Consider the following 26420-nt stretch of genomic DNA (forward strand, 5'->3'; position numbering starts at 1 on the left):
TAAAACTTATGGAACAACAACCAATACAGTTAAAGGAAAAAGAAGAAGAGATCAATTTAAGGCAGCTTTTTGAACAATATGCGTATTATTGGAAATGGTTTGTATTAGCGGTTATTTTGTCCGTTGGGATAGCTATTGTTTATTTACGTTATGCACAGAAAACATATAGCACCACTGCAAAGATCTTACTAAAAGATGAAAAGAGTGCATCGGCTGGTGAACTTGCTGGAATCACGGAGTTAAGTAGTATGGGATTTGGAGGAGCCCGCTCTGCATATGTGTCGGACCAAATTGAAGTGCTTTCCTCTCGCAGATTAATGCGAAAGGTCGTGGATATGCATAATCTCAATGTAACCTATATCTTAAAGGGAAATATTAGGTCTTCTGAAATCTTAGAGAAAGAAATGCCTTTCTTTGTGCAACCTCAAGGCAATCAGGATAGTATCAAAGTAAACCTCCAGGTGATGCTAAAGGAAAATAGTACCCTGCATATTACAGATTTAGTTTCCGGGGAAAAATTGGTTGCAAATTTTGATAAAAATCTAAAAATCGGAAAAAATAGTATTATTTTTCGACGCGGGATTAGCAAGAAAATTAACCCTAACGCAGAGTATATCGTTAATGTACTGCCCAAAAATTGGGCGGTAGATGCTAATTTAGCTGCAATTAGTATTTCTCCAAATAAGGAGACACAATCTTATATTGTGAATTTTTCCATGATATCAGTATTGGGTAATAAAGCTGAACTGATTTTAAATTCGTTAATCGATGTCTATAATGCTGATCTAACGAACGATAAAATGCGGATGACTCGTGCGACCTCAGATTTTATCAATAAACGTTTGATGATAATCTCCAAAGATTTATCGGGTGCGGACGAGGAAGCTGCTGAGTTTAAGTCCAATAACGCTATGGTTGATATGGCCACAGAGGCTGGGGTATTCCTGAATACTGCTTCAGATAATGATAAAAAAGTATTGGAGTATCGCACACAGCTACAGTTGGTAGATCATATGAACGATTATCTGAGAAATCAAGAGGTTGGTAAGTTATTGCCTTCTAATATTGGTTTACAGGATGCTTCAATTGGGTCATCAATAGAAGCATACAATAAATTGGTGCTGGAACGCGACGATTTATTAAAATCTGCATCTGATCAAAATCCCGCTGTCGTTGCATTGAATGAAAGTATTGCAGAGAGTGACAAGAATATTCGTCAATCCCTGAGAAATTATCAGAAGGTAACTCAATTAGCATTAAATAGTATTCAACAAAAATCGAACGAAATTAGAGGACGGATTAGTTCTATCCCAAGTCAGGAGCAGGGTTTTAAGAAGATTTCAAGACAACAACAGATTGTTGAATCTCTCTATCTATTGTTATTGCAAAAGCGAGAAGAGAGCGAAGTTAAGGCAGCAGCGACTCCTGATAATCTCAAGATAATTGATGCAGCTTATGGAAATGGATTTCCAGTTTCACCTAAGAAGCCCATTGTATTATTTGGCGCTTTAGTTGCGGGATTCTTAATTCCTTTTGTGATTTTTTACTTGAAGTTTTTATTAGATAATAAAATTCATTCTAGAAAAGATATTGAAGAGATCGTAAAGATTCCAGTTTTGGGAGAGATACCTTCTGCCGAAGATACTATTGTACATTTAAATGATCGTTCCTCATTGGCCGAAGCCTTCCGTATTCTGCGTACCAACATGAATTTTATGTTTGGGGCGGAAAAGAAGGATGCGTCTAAGGTTGTATTTGTGACATCCACGATCTCTGGTGAAGGTAAGTCTTTTGTTACGACGAATCTAGCACAGATCTTATCTATGTCTGGCAAGAGGGTTGTGTTAATTGGTGCAGATATTAGAAGTCCAAAAGTGTTGGACTATCTGGGCTTGTCCCATCTGCAGCATACTAACGTCGGGATTACGCAGTTCTTGATAAATCCGGAGATGAATGTTGATAATATCATTATTAAGAAACCAGGAAACTATGATTTTGATGTAATCTATTCAGGTTATATCGCTCCAAATCCAGCGGAGTTATTAATGAATGGTCATTTTGATGATGTAATAAAATATACTCGCGAACATTATGATTATATTTTAGTGGATACAGCACCCGTGAGTTTGGTAACCGATACTTTATTGATTGCGCATAATTCAGATTTAACATTGTATGTTTCTCGGGTTAATTACTTGGATAAGCGTTTATTGCAGGTACCTCGCGAGTTGTATCTTGATAGTAAATTGAAAAATCTTGCCGCTGTAGTCAACGATGTAGACTTCGCTAGAGGCTACGGTTATGGTTACGGTTATGGCTATGGTTACGGCGACAAAGGAAAGAAAAAGAAAACAACCATAGCTCAGGTATGGCAGAGCATTAAAGATCGCTTAAATATAAAATAATACTACAAGTTAGGTTTTTTGGCCTTATTGTTGTTTGAACCCAAGTCGATTACTTCGACTTGGGTTTTTAATTTTATAATAATATCTAATACCAAACGTTTTGACTATAAACTTTTGGTATTGCTAATCAATCACTATGAGAAAAAAACTATTAAGCACATTTATTGGATTGTTTTTCTTTGGAATCGCATCTGTTTACGCGCAGTTTTCACGACCTGTTAGTGTAGGGGCCGGTGCTGGTGCTACATTCAACCTCACAGATTTGGGTAATGTCGAATCGAAATTTGCATTCTATGGAGAGCTGGATTATTTAATTACACCCTATATTTCCGTAGGTCTACACGGTGAAAAGGGTACCCTAAGTGGAAATGGCTATGAGAGTGAATTTAAAAACCGTTATTTCGCTGGAAACCTGAATGGAAAGGTTCGTTTGGGACAATTTTTGGATCGCACCAACAATTATAGCTATTACACTTTGGGAGCAAATATATTTTCACGGATTCTTTCGAATATCTATGTAGGCGCTGGAGCAGGACTGGTGAAAAATCGTATTTCAGGAAATTTTGACGCTAAATATGCAGATGCTATTGTAAGTCAAGGGGGCGAACTTGCGGAGGATTTAGGTGAAATTCATTTTGTAATCCCTCTTAATGTTGGTGTAGATATTCCCTTTGGTCGAACTTTATATGGCCCACAATGGGCAATCAATGTGAATTACCAGCATACTTTGACTACAAATGATAACTTAGACGGGATTATAAACAGAAATAATGATCAATATGGATTTGTTTCCGTCGGCCTAAAGTATGCGCTTTTCAACAGGAAATAGATAGCTTAATGTTTAAAAGACAAAATAAAAGAAATGGAAAATAAAATATGCAGACAATTTACAAGTCCAATATTTGGATTTTTGGCCTTAGCAATCTTAATTAGTTTCTCTGCCTGTAAATCAAATTCAGCAATCTATAAAGCGCCAAAAGTAAATGCTTTCCGGGGGGGTAAATTACCTGCGCCTCCAGGTATGATTTATGTTCCCTCAGGAACTATACTTTTTAAAGGGTCACTTGATAGCGGTAATGTGGGTAAAAATGTAAGTGTGAGCGCATTTTTTATCGATGAAGCTGAAGTAACAAATAAACAATACCGTGAATTTGTCAATTGGGTAGCTGACTCTGTTGCTGTTACAGATTATCTTCAAGACGATCAATACTTTTTAGAAATAGCTGGTGAACAAGTTGGACAACGCAGAATTAATTGGACAAAAGTCAAAAAAATGTCTCCGTTGTGGAAAAGCAATGATCCCAATATTCAAGAGCGGTTGGCTCCTATGTTGGAAATGAAAGGAAATCGAAGAGCACTCAACCCCGAAGTAATAAAATATCGTTTTTCGTATTTGCAATCAAAAGGTAATGTAAAAAAAACGTATGTTACGGATTCTGTAGCGGTCATGCCCGTAGAAGATATTTGGACGAAAGATTTTCCAAATGCACAGTTAGCTTCCTTAGACGCGAATTACTTTACGCATCCATCTTTTGACTATTACCCTGTTGTGGGTGTTACCTGGAGACAAGCACGAGCGTTTACCGATTGGCGTGCCAATGAAATGGCTGCTACGGTTTTAAAAAATTCTTATCTTAACGGTTATCAGTTAAGTTTGAGCCTCCCTACGGAAGCTCAATGGCAATATGCGGCTTCAGGAAAATTAGACCCACAAGATACAATTGCGGGTTCAAGAATGACTATAGATGGTACGGAAGGTAAAAAGAAATTAGCTGTAAACTTTAAACAAGGAGATGGTACTTATTCACGGGATGGGGCAACATTCACATTGCCGGTTAAGTCATATATGCCAAATGCTTTTGGTGTTTACAATATGGCTGGTAATGTTTCCGAGTGGACGTTAGATGCCTACAGCCCCTCTGCAGTCGTATTTGTAAATGACCTTAATCCTGCATTATTATATGACGCTGACGAAAAGGATGGCGATGCACTCAAACGGAAGGTCGTACGTGGTGGTTCATGGAAAGACAACGGTGAACAACTAAATAGTGAGACACGTAATTATTCGGTGGATTATGAACCGCATTCTTATATCGGTTTCCGTTGTGTGATGTCCGCATTCGAGATGCCTACAGTGCAAAGTAAAACGCGTAAGTATTAATCTTGGCTGTAAATATAAATTCAATAATGATGAACATGAAAATATTAATAACAGCTTCCATGACATTGGTCATGGGATCGTTGCTCGCCCAGCAAGTGACGACAATAGATACTGTCCCTAGAAGACAGGATACTTTAAATAAAGTAATGTCTGCAATACCAGTTGTGCCAGGAGAAATTAATCCTGACACGATTCCTACAACAGATGGTTTTTATCAGGCCAATAATATGGAAGATGCTGTGCCCTTTGCTTATCCCGAAGTAAATAAAAAGAATATCAGGTTTTATAAGCGAGTTTGGCGTGATATCGACCTAAAAGATGAAAAAAACTACATCTTGGCTATTCCAGGAAATTCGTTAATTGAAGTCGTGATGAAAGCAATTGAAAAAGGGAAATTATCCCTGTATAGTCCAGATGATGATTCATTCAAAGGGCGATTAAGCGCACAAGAGGGAATGGCGCGCTTTGCGGATAGCGTATTGGTGCCCATCTTTGACGGTGAAGGAAATCAGATTGATTCGAAAATGGCGCTCAATGAATTTGATCCAAGCCGCGTGACCAAATTTCGTGTTAAAGAAGATATCTTCTTCGATAAACAACGGAGTCGATTAGAGACTCGTATTATAGGTGTAGCGCCATTAATGAATATCACCACGTCTGCGGAGTTGGCCGAATCTGTGGGGGCGACACCTGCCTTTTGGCTCTATTTTCCGCAATTGCGCTACAGTTTGGTGCAAGTTGATATTTCTGATCCGGATAAAGGGCTCTATGATATGACTATGGACGATTTCTTTGTGCAGAATAAGTTTGCAAGTACAATTGTACGCGAATCATCTCCAGGTATGTTGCAAAATGTCAAAGAATCTGAGAATGGTGGGCAATTACTGGATGGTAGAAAAGTGGAAGAAAAGTTGGATGCCTATAAAAAGAAATTATGGAGCAATCCAAAGGGAGTCAAAGCTGAGGAATTGGAAGGAAATCAGTCAAATATACAACAACAGCAAGAAAGTAAATCTACGGATGCTGAAAAAAGCAAGAAAACTGAAGAGGAATTATAAATTGATATTAGACTTTTGCACAGATAGTTTAGTACCTATGCAGAAAATGTCTTAAAGATTCTTTGAAAGGGCAGCTCATTGCGAAGTAGGAATGGGCTGCCCTTTACGTGTAAATTTTAAAATCTAATCCATATCTTTCCCGATAAATTTAGAATATGCCTGTACCCAATAGTAGAAAAGAGCTTCCTGTGGAGCATATTTAAAATAACGCAGGAAATTAAGAAAAAGACGCTTTGAAGCTTTAGGCTGAACCGATATTGTCGATATTGTCTTTCCTCCTTTAAATCTTTCATCATTGTAACCGAAACTTCCGGCATACCAGACCTCGTTGATCATCGACTTAACATCTAGATCTTCGGGATAAGGAAATGGAACATAGGATTTTGGTAGTCCAATATAATCAACCAAAGTTTTATGTAATAAATGAATCCATTTTAAGATACCCGCTTTCTTATAGATCTGTTTTAAAGCGATTGGATCAATTGTATTTGAAAGGGTATAATAGAGACGGGCGGAATCGCAAAACTGTCGTAGTCCGATTCCAAACCCCAATAGATGCTTCAAAATATGAGAATTTACTTGCAGCAGCTGCATTTCGGGTGCGAGTAACCTGATTGGTACATTGTGAATTAGCAATTTTTCATAACTATCGCTATATTTTCTAGAAATCTTTCTTAAATAGTTGTATTTTAATGGGCTACGGATATCAAAAAGTTTTTTATGATGTTCAATATGAACCCCTTGCCAATCATAGTCCAAGCTAAATCCTGCGGTATCTTTAAACGCTATACCTTCTGTTTTCAATTGATTGCGGGCTACAGAATACCCATCTGCTTCAAAATACCAATCTACATCGCCACTAATACGATGAAGTGGGGTGCGGTAACAGTTCGCCACTCCTTGACCTTTCTGCAAGATTGGACGGAGCCCTAATGCATTAAAAGAATCAAACTGCTTTGCGATGACCTCATTCATTTGTATATTATTCCGTTCGACACGGTCTATTCTTACAGCCCATTTTAACCGTAATGATTGAGGTGGAAGCTGATTTTCTTCCAAAAAAGGAAAGCTGTCATAAATTAAGCCCTCTATTGTATGGTCGATGGCATAATGATGTATTTCATTCCAATTATCAATAGTTAGTGGTTGATCTAAAAATAGGGTTCCTTCTCCCCATAAACCTATTCGTAGCAATTGAAAAAATGTATCCTTTAGTTGGTTGTTCATTTAGATTCTTCGCAAAAACAATTTATCCAAAGATAATGATTTTCACGGGTACTCCCGCAGCTTTAAATTGTCTAAATTTGTGGTGAATAGCATAAATCTACTTGCATCAATGATAAAGATAATAGCTCAATTAGTTACCTTCATCATCGTTTATTTATCTTTTAATTCAGTAGTTTTGCACTGCTAATTATTTTGAAGACATACAATTGCTTCCTCTGCCGCAATAAAATACACGAACGACTAGAAATTTTTAAAAAAAGTTATTAATCCTGCTATTTTAGGTACGATAAATGCAATCAGATATTAGGGATACTTTAAAATAGTTAATTACTGAAAGGGATACTTTTTAATCGCAAAATACGATTAAGGTATATAATATTCTTTATATAATTTAGATGAGTAATTTATGGAAAGAGGGTTTGTCCATCAACAAGCCTCGTTGGATAATTCTGCTGTTAGACATGATCATTGTCTTGACAGCTTTTTTTGTCAGTTATGTTCTTATATTCAAGCATAGGGGAGAAGTAAATATAGAAGACATGGTCAGACAGGCATTGCTTGTTTCAGTAGTCTATTTGATCTGGTTCTGTATCTTGGGCACATTTAAAGGAGTTGTTCATAAGACCGGTATTCGTGAATTGCAACGTATTGTCTTGGCGATTGGATTGGCCTATTTTTCTGCTGAACTCATCTGTAAAGGAATAGAGTGGTTATATCCCAATTATGATGGCATACTTCCTTTTTCGGATACACAACTTCTTTTTCACGCGTTGATAGCAGGTTTCGGAATGACCTTTAGCAGGGTGCTTTATCGTGCACTCTATCATGAGCTGATGTGGGGAGGTAAAGATAATCGTATTCCTGTTATCCTTTTTGGGGCGGGTAATATGGGGAATACTACCTTTCACTTTATCCATACCACTTCGCGTAATAAATACCGTATCGTGGCGATTATGGACGATAATCCACATCGTATAGGCAACCGTATTCAAGGTTTTAAAATCCATGATATAAACGATTTAACTAAAGATTTTGTATTAAGGCATGGCAAGGCCTCCGAAATTATTATCGCAGTGGATGACCGGAGACCGGAGCGATTGAATAGGGTGTTTAAGCTCGCCGAACCGATTCCATTAATTGTTAAAATTATTCCAGATACTGCTCGTCTATTGGCAGGTGAAGTAGCGACAAGACAAATCCGGAGTTTGCGTATTGAGGACTTATTAGGCCGGAAAGCGATTGATCTGCATAATTCTACCATTGCCTCCGAGATGAAAGACCAGATCGTGCTGGTAACCGGAGGAGCTGGTTCAATCGGTGGTGAACTGGTGCGCCAGCTAGCCCATACTGACTTAAAACAACTTATCGTGGTGGATCAGGCTGAATCCGATTTGTATGATATACAACAGGAACTGAGTAGCAGCAATCATTTTGCACGTTGTACCTTTATTGTCGGGAACGTACGGGATGAATCTTTTATGGACACCTTGTTCCAGTTTTATAGACCTACCTATGTCTTCCATGCCGCGGCCTATAAGCATGTGCCCCTGATGGAAGCCAATCCTTATGAGTCTATTTTAACAAATGTATGGGGATCTTACAATGTCGCACTGCTGGCCGATAAATACAATGTTTCCAAATTTGTGATGGTCTCCACAGATAAAGCAGTTAATCCGACGAATGTAATGGGGGCTACAAAACGTGTTGCCGAAATCGCGATATCAACGGTCAATATACGTTCGAAGACTAACTTTATTGTGACTCGCTTTGGTAATGTATTGGGCTCTAATGGCTCCGTCATCCCACTATTTGAAAAACAGATGCTCAAGGGCGGGCCACTAACAATTACCGATGAGAATATAACCCGGTATTTTATGACCATCCCCGAAGCCTGCCAATTGGTACAGGAGGCTGCGGTAATGGGTAAAGGTGGGGAAATATTTGTCTTTGATATGGGCGAACCAGTTAAGATTATGGAGCTCGCCAAGCAGATGATTAGGCTCAAAGGATATAATTATCCCGAAGATATTGATATCAAAATTGTCGGTCTCCGTCCTGGAGAAAAAATCTTTGAAGAGCTTCTTGCGAATGGAGAGAATACGGAGAAAACCTATCATGAAAAGATTATGATTGCAAAGGTTAATACACCCGATTTGGAATTGCAGAAGGCACGTGTAGAGCAATTATGTACACTTGTGAAGGCTGCCGATCCTAATGATGATAAAATGAATTTAGTGCAGTTGATTAAGGATATCGTACCCGAATACAGGTCCCAGAATTCGATGTTTTCGGTATTGGACAAATAGCTGCTGTAAGGCTGCGAATAGTAAATAGCTTTTTAATTCGAAAAATAAGTATCTTTATACAACGGGCAATAGATGAGTTTGTTATGAAGCTATTTATTTTTTCTCTATTTTTTACTTTTGCGATCAATTCCTGTTTACTAGCACAGGAAAAATTTGATCCTGTAGCTTGGCAAGCTCCATACAGTCTTAGTCTTGACGACTGGGGAATAGAACGATTTCCGATACCCATGGACTTTGCACCTAAAATTCCTTATAAAGGAGTAGAAGATGTACGTTTTACGACCGGATGGAGTAAGCCCGAGAGCGAAGAATATTGGTCTTATGCTTTTTTGTGGTATGTGGAAGGAACTCAAAAGCTTGAGGCAAAAACAATTGAAAATAATCTGGCCATGTATTTCGATGGACTCGTAAATCGGAACATCGAAAAGCGCGCCCTGCCAAAGGAGCTGATCAAGAAAACCAGGGCACATTTCAAGAAATTATACAAACCGGAAGGGCAGGACGAATCGACCTTTACCGGAACCATCCACATGGTGGATTACATGGGTAAAAAGCCAATTGTTCTACATGCAACTGTTCATTTAAAAAAATGTGCTGGAACAGATCACACAATTATTTTTCATCAGTTTTCTCCACAAGAACGAACTGCTCCTATATGGACAAAGCTAAATGGATTATGGGACAGCTTTCGTTGTTCTGAATAGCTTGTTTATCTGTTAAGGAGTAGTATTAGATCTGATGTCTAAAACATCATTTTGCATTGATAAATGGAAAGTCTAAACTTCGGCATATCACTTTTTGTGATTGGCTATTTCCAGTCAATTGTAATATCTTTAAAGTCTACAAAATAAGGTTCTTCCGCCAAATGCGAATAACCGAATTTAAATAATTTGATTACTTTCACAGCCGGAAGTATGTTTTCGAATGTATAGGTACATTTTATAGGCACATCCGTATTTAGTTGAATGGTTGTTAGATAATCTGAAGCGCCATTGGTGAATGATTTTTTTAACGAGTTTTTTAGGCATTAATTTTCGGCTTTGGTTTTTCCAATACGACTTTTATCTCTTGGCAATCCTGCTGCGCCTGAGAATTCATAGTTATACCCAAAATCAGCATACTAAAGATCGATAATGTCTTAAACATGTTCCTATGTTTTTAGATTTATTAATAACATTACTAGTTAAATATACGAAAGCGTCCTGATTATTTGATGTTTTTTTATTTTCAGAATTAATTATTGTAGAGCAATTCGGAGTCGATGCAAAAAGGTGCTGATTTTAACATTTTATAACATTATTCTTTAAACGATTCCGGCTGTAGGCTGTTCTATTTATAAACAACGAAAAGAAAGATATTATGAGTGAATTAACATGGAAAGGCCGTTGGAATGAAATCAAAGGCAAAGTAAAGCAGCAATATGCAGATCTTACGGATGATGATTTATTGTATGCAGAAGGCAAAGAAGATGAATTGGTCGGTAAACTTCAGAAGAAGACTGGAAAAACACAGGATGAGGTAAATAGTTGGTTAAACGGTTTGTAGAAATAAGTGTTTTTTTGTGATAATAGGAAGAGCGGTTAACAATTATGTTACCCGCTTTTTTCGTACCGAGATTCCCGTGTCTATGTTTATTGGTTAGATGTGCTGATTTAATAATTAATGCAACTGCGTTGCTTTTATGTATATGATTATTATATTTGCATCTGTGTTGCATTCGTGTTTGCCAAATAAAAAGATTTTAATCCTTTCTCATTGGCAGTATGAATAAAACAGCAAAACGAATAAAACCAAAACATATGACCAAGTCAGTAAAAATTCTTCTCGCAATCATGCTTATCTCTGGACTATTTGTGTCTTGTAAGAAAGACAAACAGGAGTCCGACATTAGTCGGCCGACAGCTGAAAATGTGGAAATCGGTTATGCAAATAATAAACAGGCGATTAGAGGCCGCGATTTTCATTTTAATGCAGATCTCCTTGCCGGAGATAAAATAGAATCGGTTCAGGTCAAGATTATGCCAAAGGCTGGGCAGACCTATACCTCATTATGGAAAATGGAAATCGCCTGGGATGAGTTTAAAGGATTAAAAAATGCCAGTGTACATAAACATTTTACCATTCCACAGGAAGCACCCGAGGGAAGATATGATTTCTTCTTCATTGTAAATGACGTAAATGGATCGAAGCTGGAGTTAAAAGAAGATTTTCAGATTTTTGATGCTGCTAATATGCCCGTCGATCCCGTCGTGGACCGTGATATCTTTTCCCGAAACGATGATATGGTTTACTATATGGGTACCTATGTTGAGACCCCGATAGTATTCAAAAAAGGAGATAAGTTTACGGCCCGGGCGCAGATTAAACAAATACAGGGTGACGGCATCTTATATACAGCATTGATCAAACGGACGCTGAACCACTTTCCTGAAACTATCGATAAGCTGGATCTCACTAAAGCCATAATTATTTCCAAAGTAGAGCATAAAGATCTAGGGCCAGCATCTAAAGTAAATACATATAAGTTGGCCAATGGTGCCATTACTGGTGACGATATTATTATCGGCGCGGAAAACGACGGTTTGGGCAATCAGATCGCTGGCGACCGACAATGGCAATCTGGTCAGTACAATCTCGTCATTCTATATAAGAACACAACGTTTAAGATGAGTACCTTCAAGTCCATCCCCATTACAATAACGTATTAAAATATTCGCTTTTGAATATAAAGCCCCTACCCTGAAAAGGAAAAGGGCTTTTTTGGGAATATACATTACCTTGGAAAACTCTGAGACGCCACATAGCGTACTTGCTCATTGTAAAAGTATATTAAAAAGTTTCAACATCTCTTACGGCTTGCTCAGATAGAAGGTATATGAAAAATACATATTGTGAGGCCGAACTTAAAGCTTTACAAATCTAAATTTCTGATTATTCCCAGCTCCTGCAGTCCAAATTTGGACTTTTGTTCTGTTGGAAGTATTCGTATAATGGGCTTTTTAGTTTTTTTAAGAGCTTTCTTTTTATACGGGATAAATATCAATCATTGGACGTTCGCCATCGCCGTAGAAGTATTCGAAGAGTTAGCTGTTTTGATTTCCGAAATTTTTGACAAGGCAGTTACTTAGTACAGGTAAAAGGTGTCATCAGTCATGTTTGTTACTCTGCTTATTCGTCTTCCTTTTGAGCTAATGGCAGAAGCTATTTCTCTATCATTTAAGTTATGCCTCATACGAAAGCTGCTTAATTAAAATGAGCGCTATTTTTTGGTTGATAGCGATTCAATTAGTGCTCTCTGAGTAGAAATAAGTTCCTTTTGCGTTTGTATTGTTTCCTCCTGAATAGAGATTGTACGGTTAACTTGATCTAACTGCTCTTTCAAAGCTTCCATCATATTCACAGAAGTGTTATTTTCTTGTTCGTAGAATGATTTGAAAGGTTCCAGATCAGTATAATATTTTAGGAAATTGTGGTTTAGTGCCGAGGTATACAATGCTAATTTTTGGATTGATAGGGTTTCTTGCTTAAAGTCGTATTCAATGTTTTGTGAATTTTTTACATTTATTTCCTCCATTAAGCGAGCGTTGCTAACACCTTGATTTTTTGCTTCTGTTTTTATTATTTCACCAATATGAATTTTCATAAAACTATCTCTAGGTTTTCCAAAAATATCTTGGCTAAAAACAAAAAATTTTTGGTTATTAATTTATATCTATTTATATTTGTATAGTAATCAGTTCGCTGATTGAGTCTCGTCAACTAAAACCAGCAATTTTATCGACGCGAGGCCTTTAGGAGCATATTATCCCAATTTTGTATATTTGTACAATATTTGGGAAAAGCTCCTACTGGAAACCGCGTCAGGTCCTTGCTGGTACCATGTTGGCGGTGGAAGGTAGGAGCTTTTCCTTTTTTGTAAGTTTCTACTTCCCTCCATACTATTTATTTAATAACCCAGCTATTAAATTATGAAACAGCTAGAGTCAAGAACACATCCATCATCACAACGACAGATCAAGGATTATTGTCGCCAACATGCGGTAATCCTACTCATTAAGAACAAGCACTGTCCACCAGAATAGCGTCTAACACGCTTAAAATCAACAATGCGCAATACCTTACAGTATTAAAATGCACATTAAGAAAGGCCCAAAAAGCCCTACTTATTGGCATAATGTTGTTGATTTTGCCGGCCTGATTTTTCCAAGATCGATGCCCGACAATTACACGATCCTCCATTCTTTTATTCTAGCACCTTAAAAGTACGGAATTCGCAACTCACAAGCAAAGGTTTTAAAAAATAAATATAGAATTTCTATAAGTTGGGTCGGTTTTTCATTTTTCCAACGGATGCGGTATCGTCCATATCTATTCACATGTAACTGTCTTAAACCGCATCTGAGAACCTATTAATAGTTCTATTTATTTACCGGAGTGGTCCCAGGCAGACCCTGGGATGAAATTGCTGATTCCAATCGGACAGGATAATCTCTGCCTTAGGCCACTCCATTAAAACTTAAAAAATGAGACATTTTTTTAGGGTAGGAGAGGTCTTGCCCCATCTGAAGACAACATGCTTAAATAGTGCCCTACTATCTATCCTATGCTTAGTTTCTATGTTTAGTTTATCGGCTCAGATGCCCCGCAAGGACAGCGGGGCCGATGGGCCTAGTCATACAGATCCGGTCATGCTCGGGTTTAGAGTGCCCGAGGAGTTTTGGTCCATCCAATTTACAGTTTTTGAGAATGGTACTTATAAAAAGCAGACACTGGAGAGATATCGCGGTAAACCATTAATCTTAGATTTTTGGGCCACTTGGTGCACTTCCTGCATGCCTAATTTTCCTAAACTAGATCGCTTTAAAGAGCGCTATGGAGATGATATTAATTTTCTGCTCGTCAATAGTTATGACCTTGATACGGCAAAAGTAGTTGATATCTTTGTAGGTGAAAAATATGCCAAATACCGTACAAAAACACCTTCCATACTATTTGATAGCTACTTAAAGCAACTATTCCCACATCAGTCTGTACCGATATTTATTTGGTTGGATGACTTTGGGCGCTTAGGCGCAACATCGATCTCGGACTTTCTCAATGAGAACCAAATCGAAGTACTGACCAATAAAAGGAAAGGTAGAAAGAAATGAGACCGATCCTTGTACTATTGATCCTGCTGTTTATAAGGGATGTATTCGGTCAGGTATCGCTATCGGGTAAGGTGCAGAATGAGGCGGGAGACCCCATACCACAGGCTATGCTCCGTAATAGCGTAAATGAATTATTGGCGACCACAGACAATGTTGGTTTTTTTTCATTCAATGTATTAAAACTGCCAGTCCTGATCAATAGCAATAAGTTTGGATACATTTCCGATACGTTGCTGGTGACAAACGTCGCACCCCTTAGTATTGTGCTCAAACGAAATCATATACAGCTGGACGAAGCAGTGGTGTATAGTGATGGGTTTCAAAAATTGCCAAAAGAAAGAGCTACTGGTTCTTTCGAACACCTGAATGCTGAATTGCTGAAAAGAAGGGTGTCAACTTCTATATTAGGACAATTGGATGGGGTGGCGACTGGATTGCAGTTTGATAATCGAAATAAAAGCGCGCAGCTAAATATTCGCGGTCTAAACTCGTTCTCAGGGGCCAACATAGCACTGTTGATTGTCGTTGACAATTTTCCTTTTGAAGGCTCGCTGGATCAGATTAACCCTAATGATGTCGAATCCGTTACTTTGCTCAAGGATGCAGCCGCCACCTCAATCTGGGGAGCGAGGGCTGGAAACGGTGTAATCGTTATTACCACGAAAAAAGCAAATAGTAGATTTCAGGCCACTTTTTCTTCCAGTTGGACTCTTCAGGCTCCTGAAGATCTTTATTATACGCCAATTGTAAAAGCTACTGATGCCATCGATGTCGAAATGATGCTGTTTGATAAGGGGCATTATAACAATCTCTTTACTAATCCACTTTCGCTAAGAAAGATCGTTCCATCGCCAGTGGTCAGTATGCTGCAGAAAGCCAAAACCGGCGAGATATCCCATGATGCAGCGATGCAGTATATCGATGGGTTGAGGGGTAATGATGTGCGCAAAGATAAAGAAAGATTTTATCGTTGGGGTGGCCTGCAACAGCATTATCTGCGTATAAATAATGGCTCACCTAGGTCTGATCATAGTCTGTCAGTTGGTTGGGATAGATCTCTGGCAAATGAATTGATGAATAGCGATGACCGCATAAGCCTAAGGCAGAACAATCTATTTCGGATTGGTCGTCGACTGCAGATCCAGGCGGATCTTTCCTATGCCACCAAGATGTTGAGATCTTCGCTCGGGATAAGTAACTATGTTACTTATCCGTATACGAGGCTTTTTGACGATAATAGCAATGGTATCATGGTGCCTTATTTATTAAACCCGGATTACCTAAAGAGCCTGACCAAAAGTAAACTGATGGATTGGACACTAAATCCTTTTGATGATTTGGGACAGAGTCAATCCCGGGGTAATATTGCTCATATGGCTGCCAATCTGACCACAACTTACAAACTGATGGAAGGGTTAAATATGCAACTATTGTATGGGTTGGAAACCCAAAAGTCTAAAGGAAGGGCGCTGTACGAAGAGAATAGCTTCTTTTCCAGGGACCTTATCAATAGATTCACACAGGTTGATAAGGACGGAAATGTAAAATATATTGTGCCAAAAGGTGCTATCGAAGACCGATCGTACAACGAGATGGTCGGACATCGTGTAAGAGCGCAGCTAGATTACGATAAAAATTGGAACGATACGCACAAGCTCAACCTGCTCATAGGATCCGAATGGAGCGATCGCCAGTCGCAGGGAAATTCGTACCGTAATTATGGACTGGATACGGATGTATTGACCGTAAAGAAAGTGGATTATGTCAATGCTTATCCAACTTATGATAATTTGTATAATAATGCTTACATCCCGTATAGTGGCTCCAACAGTGCAAGCGTCCAGCGATTTATATCGCTCTATGCAAATGGAGCATACGCCTATAAGGGGAAATATATATTGACCGGATCTATGCGCAAGGACGGAAGCAATAAGTTCGGGGTAGTGACCAACGAGCGCTGGAATCCGCTGTGGTCAGTGGGGGCAGCCTGGAACTTGTCAAAGGAAACATTCCTGAAAAACTACACCTGGTTAAATAATCTGCGTATTCGGAGTACCTATGGTACTAGTGGTAATATCAGCGTTGGAGCGACTCGTGATCCGATTATGACCTATTCCAGTGCCGCTAATTATACAAACTATCCATTTGGTATCATCTCTACTCCCCCAAACCCTTATTTAAAGTGGGAAGAGGTACGGACGTGGAATAATGGACTGGATTTCGCAATTCTTAAGAATAGAATTTCAGGTTCGTTTGAATGGTATGACAAATGGTCTATCGATCTGATCGCACCGGATCAGATCGATCCGACGACAGGATTTGCAGAGGTACAGCGTAATATTGGTAAAATCAGGGGTAAAGGTTTTGATGCCAAAATTGAAATTTCGTCTCCTATAACAAGTCGCCTGCAGTGGCGTACTACAATAGGGCTTTCTAAGTCGAGTACTGTGGTCAAAGAATATAAAGGCGCACTATATTCTTCTTCTGTGTATGTTGAAAATAACGGTGGAATCATCAATCCGATTATTAGAAAAGAGATGTATCCGATTTTCGCTTACCGATTTGCAGGGTTAGACCCCGAAAACGGCGACCCGCAGGGTTATCTAAAGGATGACTTATCTAAATCCTACACCAAAATGATGAACGATTCATTGCAGTATATGCGATATTATGGTAACGCACTGCCCAAATATTATGGCTTTTTTAGGGGCATGATTGCTTGGAAATCACTGGTGGTTACATTCTCTGTCAATTACAAATTTGGACACTACTTTAAGAAAAACACAGTGAGCTATGCCGGTACGTCTATCGTGATGGGCGGACATAGTGATTATTACGACCGATGGCGGCAGCCTGGTGACGAAAAGAGGGCGACCGTGCCCTCCATGATCTATCCCGGAGATGCGAATAGGGACAGATTTTATCGATATTCCGAAGCTAATGTCTTAAAGGGAGATGTAATCAGGCTACAGGATATCCAGTTGAGCTACGGCCTTACCAAGGTACCGCTGCGGTTTACTGCGTCGGTCAATAATGTGGGGATATTATGGCGGGCCAATAAAAATGGATTAGATCCGGATTATTTTGCTACTCCACCCAGTCGTATTTATGCAATAGGTGTTAATTTAAACTTACAAAAATGAAAATGATATCTTATTGGTCAAGAATTGCATGCACTGTATGCTGCTGTGCAACACTGTTTTTTCTGCATTCCTGCAATAAATTTTTGGATAAAAAGGCAGAGAGCGCGCTGGTGATCCCTAATTCATTGCCAGCGCTACAGGCTTTGCTGGATAACAATAATATAATGAATATCTATATGGGATCTGGGTTGATAGAGGTTGGAGCAGATGATTTTTATATATCTGGGGCTTCGTATAATGCGCTCTCCGAACTAGAAAAGCAAGCCTATACTTGGCGGCCATATGCATACTTCACAGTTGCGGAAAGAAATATGAATTACTCAAATATATACCGTGTAGTCTTTAATGCAAATACGGTACTGGAGCAATTAAAGAAAATAGATGGTGGCAGTAGCGAGATTTATAATTCCATTAAAGGGTCGGCACTTTTTTTCCGGGCATATGCATTTTATCAATTGGCTCAAGTATATTGTGAAGCTTATAAAAGTGGCGATGCTGAATATAACAAGTTGAATCTCGGAGTGCCAATAAGGTTAACGCCAGACTTTGAGGAAAGATCGGTCAGGTCTTCTCTAGAAGATACCTATGTCCAGATAGAGAAAGATTTAATGGAAGCTGTCCAACTACTGCCGGACAGATCGGAAACTGCAATGCGTCCTTCAAAGTTGGCTAGCTTGGCTATGTTAGCCCGCCTTTGTCTTACAATGGGCGCTTATGATCAAGCTCTTCTTTATACTGATCGTGCATTGAATATAAATGATATTCTCATGGATTATAAGGATAGAAATTTTCAAAGTGCGACACCATTTGAGATCTTGAATCCGGAGACGATATTTTTAAGTTATAATGCGACGGTGTTTGCAATAGACCCTAGCATAGCTAATGTCGACACAATACTATACCGCAGTTATGAGGATGACGACCTCAGAAAAGCATTGTTTTTTAACCTAAAGTCAGACGGGACGGTGGCTTTTAAAGGTAGCTATATCGGATTTTATAATTCTGTATTTTTTAATGGTATTGCAACGGATGAGCTTTATCTCATCAAGGCTGAATGCCTTGCACGACAAGGCCGGCTTGACATGGCTAAAGCTGCCTTAAAATCCTTGCTGGATAAGCGATATCGAAATGGATTTATCTTTCCTGGGGGGATACAGCTACAAGATGAGGTCTTGCGCTATATTCTCAACGAACGACGCAAGGAGCTTTTATTTAGAGGGTTGAGATGGACGGATATCAGGAGGTTGAATTATGATAAGCGGTTTAAAAAAGATTTAAGACGAAATCTTTTGTTGGATGGGGAGTGGAAGGCTTATGAGTTACCCGCCAATGATAAGAGGTATGCTTTTCAGATTCCTGATGATGTGATCCAGCTGTCGGGTATGCAACAGAATCCACTTTAACAAAAACAGGTGCTATCCTACTTATTTAGATAGCACCTGTTTAAATACCTCTCGTCTAAGTGTTTCACTTAGTTTGCACGAAAGGACTCGACTGTTTCGTTTGGAGTACTTGATGCAATAGCTGATTGAATGCGTTGTTGTACGCTTTGACCCGTTCCTGGTACCATGTAATTCAGATCTATAACACCCGAGTTCGGACTTGTTTCCGGCGCGTTTAAATTACAGGCCGTTTGGGCCAAACCGGGACATGTTGAACTTTTACCTTCCGAATATTGTTCAGCATTTGTAGGATCATTGTTTGAAGGATTCGTCGCTCCATCAAAATGCCATTCCTTAAGTTCAGGATCCACTTTATTTACTTTCACTGCTTCCTTTTTATCATTCGCATTCGCACCGATGATAATACCTGCGATCAAGGCTCCTGTCCCCAGTGTGCCAATCACTTTTTTTACTACTTTGTTCATGTTTCTATGTTTATAATTTTAAAAAAGTTACCTATCCTTATTATCCTCCTGGATCAGCCGTGGAGTGGTTCCCTAGTGACCAACTTATACTACCTGAGCTCAGCCGATCTGTTATCTTATACCAAAGTTAGGACCGCAATCTTCCATGGATGTATGACTTTTCGGTAGGCCATTGTATGATTTTTCGATCAATAGCTATCGTTCGCCCTCATTTCTATCGGTACCGTAGTCCCCCGGAGCGACTCCTGTCTGCTTCTGGAAAAAAGTCGAGAAATTTTGCTGATGTCCATAGCCACAATAATTGGAAACCTCTTTGACAGAATACCCTATGAGCAACAAATCTTTGGCCTTTTGGATTAAGAGCTTATTCCAGGTCTGCTTTGGCGTTTCACCGTACGTCGACTTGTAGACTTTGCCCAGTTTACTGATGTCCGTCTCCAGTGCATCGGCAATGGCCCGGATCGAACAGTAGCTAAAGGTCTGCAGTACCTGATCGCTGATCATCTGTAAGGCGCGTTCGGCCAGCAGCTCATCCGGATTGATCTTTTCATGCCCCTCAAAATTTTTGTAAATAGCAATATCGTACAGGTCATAGACGAGCTTGACCGCCAGGGCTTCGTTGTCCTTATGATACTTGAAAAAACGTGTTTCAATCTGGGACAGCTGATAGCAGGTCCGCTCTTTGATAGGCCAGATGGCACTCTGATAAAACCGATCTTTATCCCGTAAATGGGCGGATCTGAATTCTGATAGAAAATGGTGCTTCTGGTATATGGCGGGTCTTATATAGCCTATGTCGACCAAAACGCCATATACCAGATACTCGCTGGGGGCTAGGTCTGTATGGAGGGCCCCATTGGGAATATAGATATAGCTGGCGCATGCGGAGGGAAGCGCTGCCCGGCTGTTACCTGATGCTTGCTCAAGTATGATTTCGGTAGGTGAATGGAGATTGTACAGTAGGTGGTAATCTGCTTTACACGTTTCGATGGATAGCCTGTTGGGTACTTGCACATGGGCCTGCAACCGGTAAAAAATGACGCTATGATAGTCGATGTATTCTTCGACAAGCTGAATGCCTGAATCCTCATACCGCTGTAGCGCTGAATCGGCCAGCTTGGGCAAAAATGCGCTCACTTGATGATTAAATTGATCTACCTCGGGTAGCTTAAAATGGAATGTTTTTTTCATAAATTATGGTTTTTGGTTATTTAATGTGTTTGTTATTACCTCCTTCCCTTGTATCGAGATCCGCTGTCGCTGTTCGCACCTGTAACGTTGGCTCGGTGGTCTCAAGAGGTTTTATAATTGGCTTGGCAATGCGATGTAAGAGTGGATGATTCCAGGCACAGAGGTTGTACCAGATCATCACACAGGAAAAATGGATCAAGCCCATCGTCAAGGCTATGCCGACGTGCATCAAAATGATGCCGGTACTGACGTAGATACGGATTCGGCCATTGATCCAGAGCAATGGGGATCCCAATTCTAAAAGCAATGTGGCGATTCCTAGTCCGGCCCAAATATTTGTAAGCTGATGAGCAGATTGGGGAATACTGAACAATGAGGGGCTCAAGGGTTGCTGAATGGCTTTCCATATCGCTTCGCCATTCCACCAGGTGGGGCCCATGGCTTTACCCAAGCCTGCAAAAAAATACACGACAGTAAGCTGTAACCTAAAAACTGTGGACCCAAGTCGGGCCCATCTTTGGTGAGGTAGGCCACGACTTTCTAAACAACAGAATATGAGGCCGGTAAACAAACCTGCCTGTGCGAGATAATCTGCTCCGTAGCTCCAGGTATAGTTGGCGATAAAAAAAAGATAATGCAATATAATGAGCCCCAGCATTGCGGCTCTGCGATAGTGGTCAAAAAACAAGGCTAACCCACAGATGATGTATAGCAAGCCAAAGAAATGGATCCACTCTAGGCTGGCTATTGTGTACTCCGATAAATTGGCAATTAGGGTGTGGATAGATAGTGTATCTGGTCTTTGCTGCCATGAAATGCTGTGCTCGTTCAGAAAAGTGCCCTGGCCAAATAGCATACTGAGGTCTGGCCATAGCCGCCACATGTCTATGGCCAATAGCAGACCTAGTCCCCTAAACATAATAGGTAGGATCGTATCGGTGCTTAGTTGTTCTTCCTTGTTCATAATCTTAATTTTTGATATACTCAAAAAGAATAATGTATGGGGATGAAAGGAGTTGCTCACCTTTTTGACCTAATGCTGGTATATATTTCGTTATTAAACGACATGAAATGCTGTCGGCGGCCTCAATATCAGGCAGACTCCCTGTTAGGTTGCTGATTGAAGCACGCACCTGATCCTGTAGGTAGGACTGACTGCTGTCAACGAATGATGAACCCAATTGCAGGTAACTGTTGAGCCGGAGCATTCCGGTGGTACTTTGTATGCGTGGTTCGCTCAGCAGAGTTTCGTTACCCTCTTGATATTGGATATATTCAAGCTGTACCTGCATGCCTACGCTGGGGCCATAGAAAGTATAGCCTCCACTCAGTCCTGCGAGGTCCTGATAGAGGTAAGCATACTCGAATATATCTGGCAAATGATCCGGAAGTTTAAAAATGATCCGTAGGTTGTAGACTGATGCCATACAGAAATGTATGGCACAGCCCAGCGTAAAAATCAGTCTTAACATAGGTTTAAGTGGAGTGTAACTGCTATTTTAATTGTTTTGTAAACTGTTCTTTGGGCGAAGAAGGAAAGAATAAACGGGTGGATAGTCCATCTTGAATGGGATTGTCCACCGCCTGCAGATGTATGTAATTTTTGTTGTTTATGTTCTGCCCGGGCACGACGGGAGTAGGATCGACGTTTAGCGCAAAAAAGAGGCCTGCGCAAATGAGATAGTTGAATAACTTGGATTGTTTCATGATATAAGTATTTTTTTGTTTATTTCTTTAAATTGTTAAAATCAAGGGATAACTTTGGGTTAACTATTTGTTTATGTCGGCTGTAATTATTTACTTTACGGCTATAACTATTTTTGTAACCAATCAACATAAACCTATTATGAGCAAATTTCCTGTGGTTATAATCGATGATCTGTATGGTGCACTGGAGGATACAGCCGCCGTATTGGAAGAGCTTGGCTTATTTCAGATAGAAGGTAAATTTATGTCAGTAAGAGATGCTGAACTGTATTTTTTAAAGGCGGACGAGAAGGCTTATATTATTTTCTGCGATATTGAGATGCCCGATTATTCGGGCTTGGATGCGATCAAGAGGCTCCGTGATTATTGTTCTCACTTTGTGTTTGTTACAGGTTTTGCTAATGAATATGCTTTAAAGGGGCATAAAGTGCATGTTGATGGCCTCCTGTCCAAGCCCGTAGAGGTGGATGAACTGCTGGACTTGTTAAAGCATTTACAAAGTAAAGCCTCCGCCAATAGTGCTGATCAGTCCCCCAAGACCGAACCGACCATTTTTCTGGATTTCGTTGATCCAAATAGCGAACTCCATCTTGCACGAAAGAATGGTCCTCCAATGCGAAAACATCCAGAAAATAAAAGGGTATATGCAAAAGTCCCGATCGCACTTGCGGAAATTGCTTATTTGGAAAAAAAAGGAAATTACATTCATTTTTACGCGCTTAGGTCAAATGATGAGTTTGTCTTGCTGGGGGTGCTCAATAAAAGGATGATAGACATGGAAGATCTACTCCAGCATGATCCGAGATTTGTCCGAGTCGATCAGTCTGTATTCATTAATTTAAATTATGTTAAAAAAGTGAGTCTGGAAGGAGTCAATGTCGGACCAAAATTTCTATCTGTTTCAAGATCGCGTGCTGATGAACTCAATAGAAGATTGAAAATGATGGATATTAGCCACAAATTGTAAGGTCATGCCAGCGAGAAAACAATTTATGCTTACCTGGCTCAAAAATATTGTACTGAGCGCCGCGATTGTCTTTGCGCTGGCTTATATTTTCCTTATCATACCTTCGGCATTTCAGGATTGGCGGGATCAATTGACTGCCTTGAGCCTGACGGGTATTATATACATGGTGGTTATACATCTGATACTCCCTAGACTTTTTATATGGTCCAGGTATAATGCCTGGCTGTTGATTACTTTCGTCATGCTAATTTTTCTGTTTTTTTGTTCTATTCCAATCTTGATTAGCCTGTATACGGGTGCATTGAAATGGACACCGGGAAAATGGGATATTGAAAATTTCTGGCCCGTGATATTTTTAATCATTCCGCCCGTACTGGTAGCTTTCTTTATGTATAGCTGGCAATTTGGTGTCGATAAGTGGTTAGCCTATCGGGAAGTGCAGCAGCGGCTTAACGAAATCGAACATATATCCATAAATTGGGAATTAATTGCCCTGACAAAAGACCTCGATCCTCATTTTATAACAAATAGTATGGCTACCATCCGGGCATTGATTCGCAAATCACCGGCAAATGCATTGCTCGCTGTAGGTATATTGGGTAATATAGCCAAGGTATATATGAGTAATCATGATACATGGTTTTACTTAAGGAGGGAGATGGAAATGGTCGATAAATTAGTAGGGATGTATGAATTTATAAAGGGACATTCAATTTCGCTAAAAGTGGAGAATATATCGGACGGAGCTTATATAGTTCCCAAAATGCTCCTGTTCAATCTGGTCGAAAATGCATTGCAATACGGAGAGACATCCGTGAAGACGTACCCTATACGGATAATGATTACCATGGCAGAGGATAATAGGATGCAGCTGCAGGTATCTAACAGGATCGCCGCCAAAGCGGTGACAGGTAAGATAAGTCACAATACAACGCTACAAAGAATAGAGCGCCAGCTGCGGTTACTGGATCCGCAGCATGGCGTTCTGACGGTGTCTAATAATGAATCTGTATTTATGGTGTCGGTCTCTTTTTATCAGCATAGCATAGCCAATGCTGAAATAGAGCAGAAAAATGCGTAATTTAAAGCAATTATAAACCTTTACCATCCGTGGGTATTTCTTTTATTTCGCAGGGCTTGGCAGACCTTGAAATAGAGCTGATATTTCTTTATCCCTAGAAATAACCCTACCTGTGCGTCGATGGTCTTAAACCCATAGACCATGAACCTAAGTGTATTCTTACATACATTAATAGATCGTATTGAAAAATTGACCAAAATTTTAGTGGCGATATACCACCTGCTGATCACGTTGATCCTCATCCTTAAAGTAAAGAAAGTGGAACAAAAACCTTTACGCGAGCGTAAACTCTGGACACATACCGAAGTGACCGATTATCTCGGTATCAGCATTTCGACTTATAAACGCCGTGTGCGGGAGGGGCTGCTCAATCCGATGACACTCACCGGCGATGACCGCTACTTTGAAGAAGATCTGATCGAGGCACTCGAACGGAGCAGGCTCAAAGGAAAAATATAAGTTCCGGACTTTTTTGAGGTGGAATACCCCCAGGGAATAGTATTTCCGCGCCATACTTTTGCAGTCTTGCCAACCAAAAGTATGAAACAAACGCTTGACTGTTTGTTTTTTCTCCATAGTAGAAACGGAGAGTCATTCGGCCGATTGAGAAATTCCCTTGACTGGTTGGTGCAGTCGGGGGAATTTACTGTTCAGTCACACGGAAATATGAAACAGTCACCCGTCTGTTTCATTTCCCCGCCCGGGGAAATGAACTTTTCATTGGTCTGTTTGTGTCAGTCCTTGGATTGCGCGAATATTCCAGGGGACGGAATCGCTATTTTATTGTGCGAAGCTGAGCAGTCACACCGCAAAATCATCCCTTTCTGGCACTTTGCCGATCAGGTTGGCTCAAATAGGTTCAATTACGTTCAATCTGGGTCAAAACTTCATTTTCGGTCAGTTCCCATGATATGTTTGTGTCATTAGATAATCTCGCGAGGAATATTTAAGCGTTAACAAACAGATTATTAAACAGACCTGCCCACATGCATAGTAGAAATGGGAGGTCATAATACAAAGAATATGGCAACAAAAATGAAAGCCCTGATTGGCTTTGGAAAAATGAAAGATGATGAACTAGTCATCAGCTGCAATACAATTATCGGTGCAATGACCGGCAATGCCAAGTACCCGGCACCGACGCCCGCATTGACGGATATACAGACCTTGTTGGATGATTTCACGGCCAAGCTGGCCATTGCCCGTAAACGTGGTTCGCCCGAAGATACCGCTCTCAAAGATGAGAGCCGTAGCCCGCTTATTGTGGTGATGCAGCAGCTCGGATACTACGTCAATTCGGTGGCTCAGGGCCATCTCTCCACGTTATTAAGTTCGGGATTCCCAACCAATAGCACCTCCTTTGCCAATCAGGTGCCACTCAAAGTGGATAATGTGCGGCTCTCGGACGGACGGCAGTCCGGGCAGGTGAAGCTGGACTTTGCGCCCCAAAAGATAGCAACTATCTACGAATACCGGTATCGCATCCGAAGGGATAATCCGATCGAATGGGGCGACCGCTTTACGACCACTTCGTCAAGGAGCAACATTATCGCGCCCCTGGAAGTGGGGCAGTTCTACGAAGTGCAGGTGCGCGCAATCAATACCCAAGGGGTTGGCGACTGGAGTGATTCGGCCAATATCCTGGTACGCTAATGCACATGCTGCTCAAAAGAGTCAGACAGGGGAAAAATAGTACCCTGTCTGAATTATATGTAGACGGACTGTTTCAATGTTATGTCCTTGAAGACAGTATACGTGACCATAAAATCAAAGAACAGACTTGCATTCCGGCCGGGAGGTATAGTCTGAGGGTTAACTATTGGGGCGGAATGAATACCGCTTATAAGAAGCGTTTTCCGGATATGCATCAGGGGATGATCGAGATACAGCATGTACCAGCTTTCAGTAGCGTCTATATCCATATCGGCAATACGCATGCGGATACGGCCGGCTGCCTGTTGGTGGGGACTTACTTTCATAGAGACAAGCTCCGCGAAGACTATGAAGTCTATCAGTCACAGCAGGCTTACCAGAATTTATATCAAGTGGTGATCGATCATATAAAAAGCGGCAAGGTCATCCTATCCATCGAAAATAGGCTGATGGGAGGCAACTATGCCAGTTTGAGCCGGGGTGTGTAAATCACCAAAGACGGCA

Annotated in this window: 23 protein-coding genes; 16 read left to right on the forward strand and 7 right to left on the reverse strand. The window is 40.3% G+C overall.

Features of this window, described 5'->3' with window-relative positions; translation table 11 throughout:
* The first annotated feature begins 8 nt into the window (after positions 1-8).
* The 4 genes from M2408_RS19630 to gldN all read left to right on the forward strand — a co-directional run bounded on the left by M2408_RS19630 (position 9) and on the right by gldN (position 5624).
* Complete coding sequence (locus M2408_RS19630) at positions 9-2405, forward strand: polysaccharide biosynthesis tyrosine autokinase (RefSeq protein WP_259186000.1); 2397 nt, start codon at positions 9-11, stop codon at positions 2403-2405.
* A gap of 136 nt (positions 2406-2541) precedes the next feature.
* A complete protein-coding gene (locus M2408_RS19635) occupies positions 2542-3234 on the forward strand; it encodes an outer membrane beta-barrel protein (protein WP_259186002.1) in 693 nt (230 codons plus the stop codon).
* 33 nt (positions 3235-3267) lie between these two features.
* Positions 3268-4566 carry an SUMF1/EgtB/PvdO family nonheme iron enzyme gene (locus M2408_RS19640; protein WP_259186009.1) on the forward strand — a complete coding sequence of 433 codons (1299 nt, stop codon included), beginning with the start codon at positions 3268-3270 and terminating at the stop codon, positions 4564-4566.
* Positions 4567-4601: 35 nt separating this feature from the next.
* Positions 4602-5624: a gliding motility protein GldN gene (gldN, locus tag M2408_RS19645; protein ID WP_259186010.1), complete on the forward strand. Its 1023-nt coding sequence runs from the start codon at positions 4602-4604 to the stop codon at positions 5622-5624.
* A 123-nt stretch (positions 5625-5747) separates the two neighbouring features.
* Here the strand turns inward: gldN and M2408_RS19650 are convergent, their stop codons facing one another.
* Positions 5748-6851, reverse strand: coding sequence for a nucleotidyltransferase family protein (locus M2408_RS19650; protein WP_259186012.1), 1104 nt, complete (start codon positions 6849-6851; stop codon positions 5748-5750).
* 395 nt (positions 6852-7246) lie between these two features.
* Between M2408_RS19650 and M2408_RS19655 the strand changes: the two genes are divergently transcribed.
* The 4 genes from M2408_RS19655 to M2408_RS19670 all read left to right on the forward strand — a co-directional run bounded on the left by M2408_RS19655 (position 7247) and on the right by M2408_RS19670 (position 11865).
* The gene (locus tag M2408_RS19655) at positions 7247-9157 is read left to right on the forward strand and encodes a nucleoside-diphosphate sugar epimerase/dehydratase (protein ID WP_259186013.1); all 1911 of its coding nucleotides are present in this window, start codon (positions 7247-7249) and stop codon (positions 9155-9157) included.
* Between the two features lie 83 nt (positions 9158-9240).
* On the forward strand, positions 9241-9861 hold the full coding sequence (locus M2408_RS19660; protein WP_259186014.1) for a hypothetical protein: 621 nt from the start codon (positions 9241-9243) through the stop codon (positions 9859-9861).
* A gap of 655 nt (positions 9862-10516) precedes the next feature.
* A complete protein-coding gene (locus M2408_RS19665; RefSeq protein ID WP_046675215.1) occupies positions 10517-10702 on the forward strand; it encodes a CsbD family protein in 186 nt (61 codons plus the stop codon).
* A 254-nt stretch (positions 10703-10956) separates the two neighbouring features.
* Positions 10957-11865: a DUF4625 domain-containing protein gene (locus M2408_RS19670; RefSeq protein ID WP_259186018.1), complete on the forward strand. Its 909-nt coding sequence runs from the start codon at positions 10957-10959 to the stop codon at positions 11863-11865.
* Between the two features lie 551 nt (positions 11866-12416).
* Here M2408_RS19670 and M2408_RS19675 read toward each other — a convergent pair.
* Entirely contained in the window at positions 12417-12800 is a 384-nt protein-coding gene (locus M2408_RS19675) for a hypothetical protein (RefSeq protein ID WP_259186019.1), read from the reverse strand.
* Between the two features lie 880 nt (positions 12801-13680).
* On the opposite strand from M2408_RS19675, the gene M2408_RS19680 reads away from it, so the two are divergent.
* The 3 genes from M2408_RS19680 to M2408_RS19690 are packed head-to-tail and all read left to right on the forward strand — an operon-like array spanning position 13681 to position 18853.
* Positions 13681-14307, forward strand: a complete 627-nt coding sequence (locus M2408_RS19680) for a TlpA family protein disulfide reductase (protein WP_259186021.1) — start codon at positions 13681-13683, stop codon at positions 14305-14307.
* Positions 14304-17450 carry a SusC/RagA family TonB-linked outer membrane protein gene (locus M2408_RS19685; RefSeq protein WP_259186024.1) on the forward strand — a complete coding sequence of 1049 codons (3147 nt, stop codon included), beginning with the start codon at positions 14304-14306 and terminating at the stop codon, positions 17448-17450. Before M2408_RS19680 ends, M2408_RS19685 begins: the two co-directional genes overlap by 4 nt.
* Positions 17447-18853 (forward strand): RagB/SusD family nutrient uptake outer membrane protein, encoded by a 1407-nt coding sequence (locus tag M2408_RS19690; protein WP_259186028.1) that lies wholly within the window; start codon positions 17447-17449, stop codon positions 18851-18853. The genes M2408_RS19685 and M2408_RS19690 overlap by 4 nt, the downstream gene beginning before the upstream one ends.
* Positions 18854-18921: 68 nt before the next feature.
* Here M2408_RS19690 and M2408_RS19695 read toward each other — a convergent pair whose 3' ends face one another.
* The 5 genes from M2408_RS19695 to M2408_RS19715 form a co-directional block, all read right to left on the reverse strand.
* Positions 18922-19317 carry a hypothetical protein gene (locus M2408_RS19695; protein WP_259186030.1) on the reverse strand — a complete coding sequence of 132 codons (396 nt, stop codon included), beginning with the start codon at positions 19315-19317 and terminating at the stop codon, positions 18922-18924.
* Between the two features lie 195 nt (positions 19318-19512).
* A complete protein-coding gene (locus M2408_RS19700) occupies positions 19513-20508 on the reverse strand; it encodes a helix-turn-helix transcriptional regulator (protein ID WP_259186032.1) in 996 nt (331 codons plus the stop codon).
* 16 nt (positions 20509-20524) lie between these two features.
* Positions 20525-21472, reverse strand: coding sequence for a hypothetical protein (locus M2408_RS19705; protein WP_259186034.1), 948 nt, complete (start codon positions 21470-21472; stop codon positions 20525-20527).
* Between the two features lie 4 nt (positions 21473-21476).
* The gene (locus M2408_RS19710; RefSeq protein ID WP_259186036.1) at positions 21477-21980 is read right to left on the reverse strand and encodes a hypothetical protein; all 504 of its coding nucleotides are present in this window, start codon (positions 21978-21980) and stop codon (positions 21477-21479) included.
* A 22-nt stretch (positions 21981-22002) separates the two neighbouring features.
* The gene (locus tag M2408_RS19715; protein WP_259186038.1) at positions 22003-22215 is read right to left on the reverse strand and encodes a hypothetical protein; all 213 of its coding nucleotides are present in this window, start codon (positions 22213-22215) and stop codon (positions 22003-22005) included.
* A 139-nt stretch (positions 22216-22354) separates the two neighbouring features.
* On the opposite strand from M2408_RS19715, the gene M2408_RS19720 reads away from it, so the two are divergent.
* The 5 genes from M2408_RS19720 (at position 22355) to M2408_RS19740 (ending at position 26404) form a co-directional block, all read left to right on the forward strand.
* A complete protein-coding gene (locus M2408_RS19720; RefSeq protein ID WP_259186041.1) occupies positions 22355-23182 on the forward strand; it encodes a LytTR family DNA-binding domain-containing protein in 828 nt (275 codons plus the stop codon).
* Between the two features lie 4 nt (positions 23183-23186).
* Positions 23187-24263 (forward strand): histidine kinase, encoded by a 1077-nt coding sequence (locus M2408_RS19725; RefSeq protein ID WP_259186046.1) that lies wholly within the window; start codon positions 23187-23189, stop codon positions 24261-24263.
* 141 nt (positions 24264-24404) lie between these two features.
* Entirely contained in the window at positions 24405-24722 is a 318-nt protein-coding gene (locus M2408_RS19730; RefSeq protein ID WP_259186047.1) for a helix-turn-helix domain-containing protein, read from the forward strand.
* 564 nt (positions 24723-25286) lie between these two features.
* Entirely contained in the window at positions 25287-25916 is a 630-nt protein-coding gene (locus M2408_RS19735; RefSeq protein WP_259186049.1) for a fibronectin type III domain-containing protein, read from the forward strand.
* A gap of 5 nt (positions 25917-25921) precedes the next feature.
* On the forward strand, positions 25922-26404 hold the full coding sequence (locus M2408_RS19740; protein WP_259186050.1) for a DUF5675 family protein: 483 nt from the start codon (positions 25922-25924) through the stop codon (positions 26402-26404).
* Positions 26405-26420 lie beyond the last annotated feature (16 nt).

It is taken from the genome of Sphingobacterium sp. BIGb0165 (genome assembly GCF_024810095.1).
In the GTDB taxonomy this organism is placed as follows: Bacteria; Bacteroidota; Bacteroidia; order Sphingobacteriales; family Sphingobacteriaceae; genus Sphingobacterium; species Sphingobacterium detergens.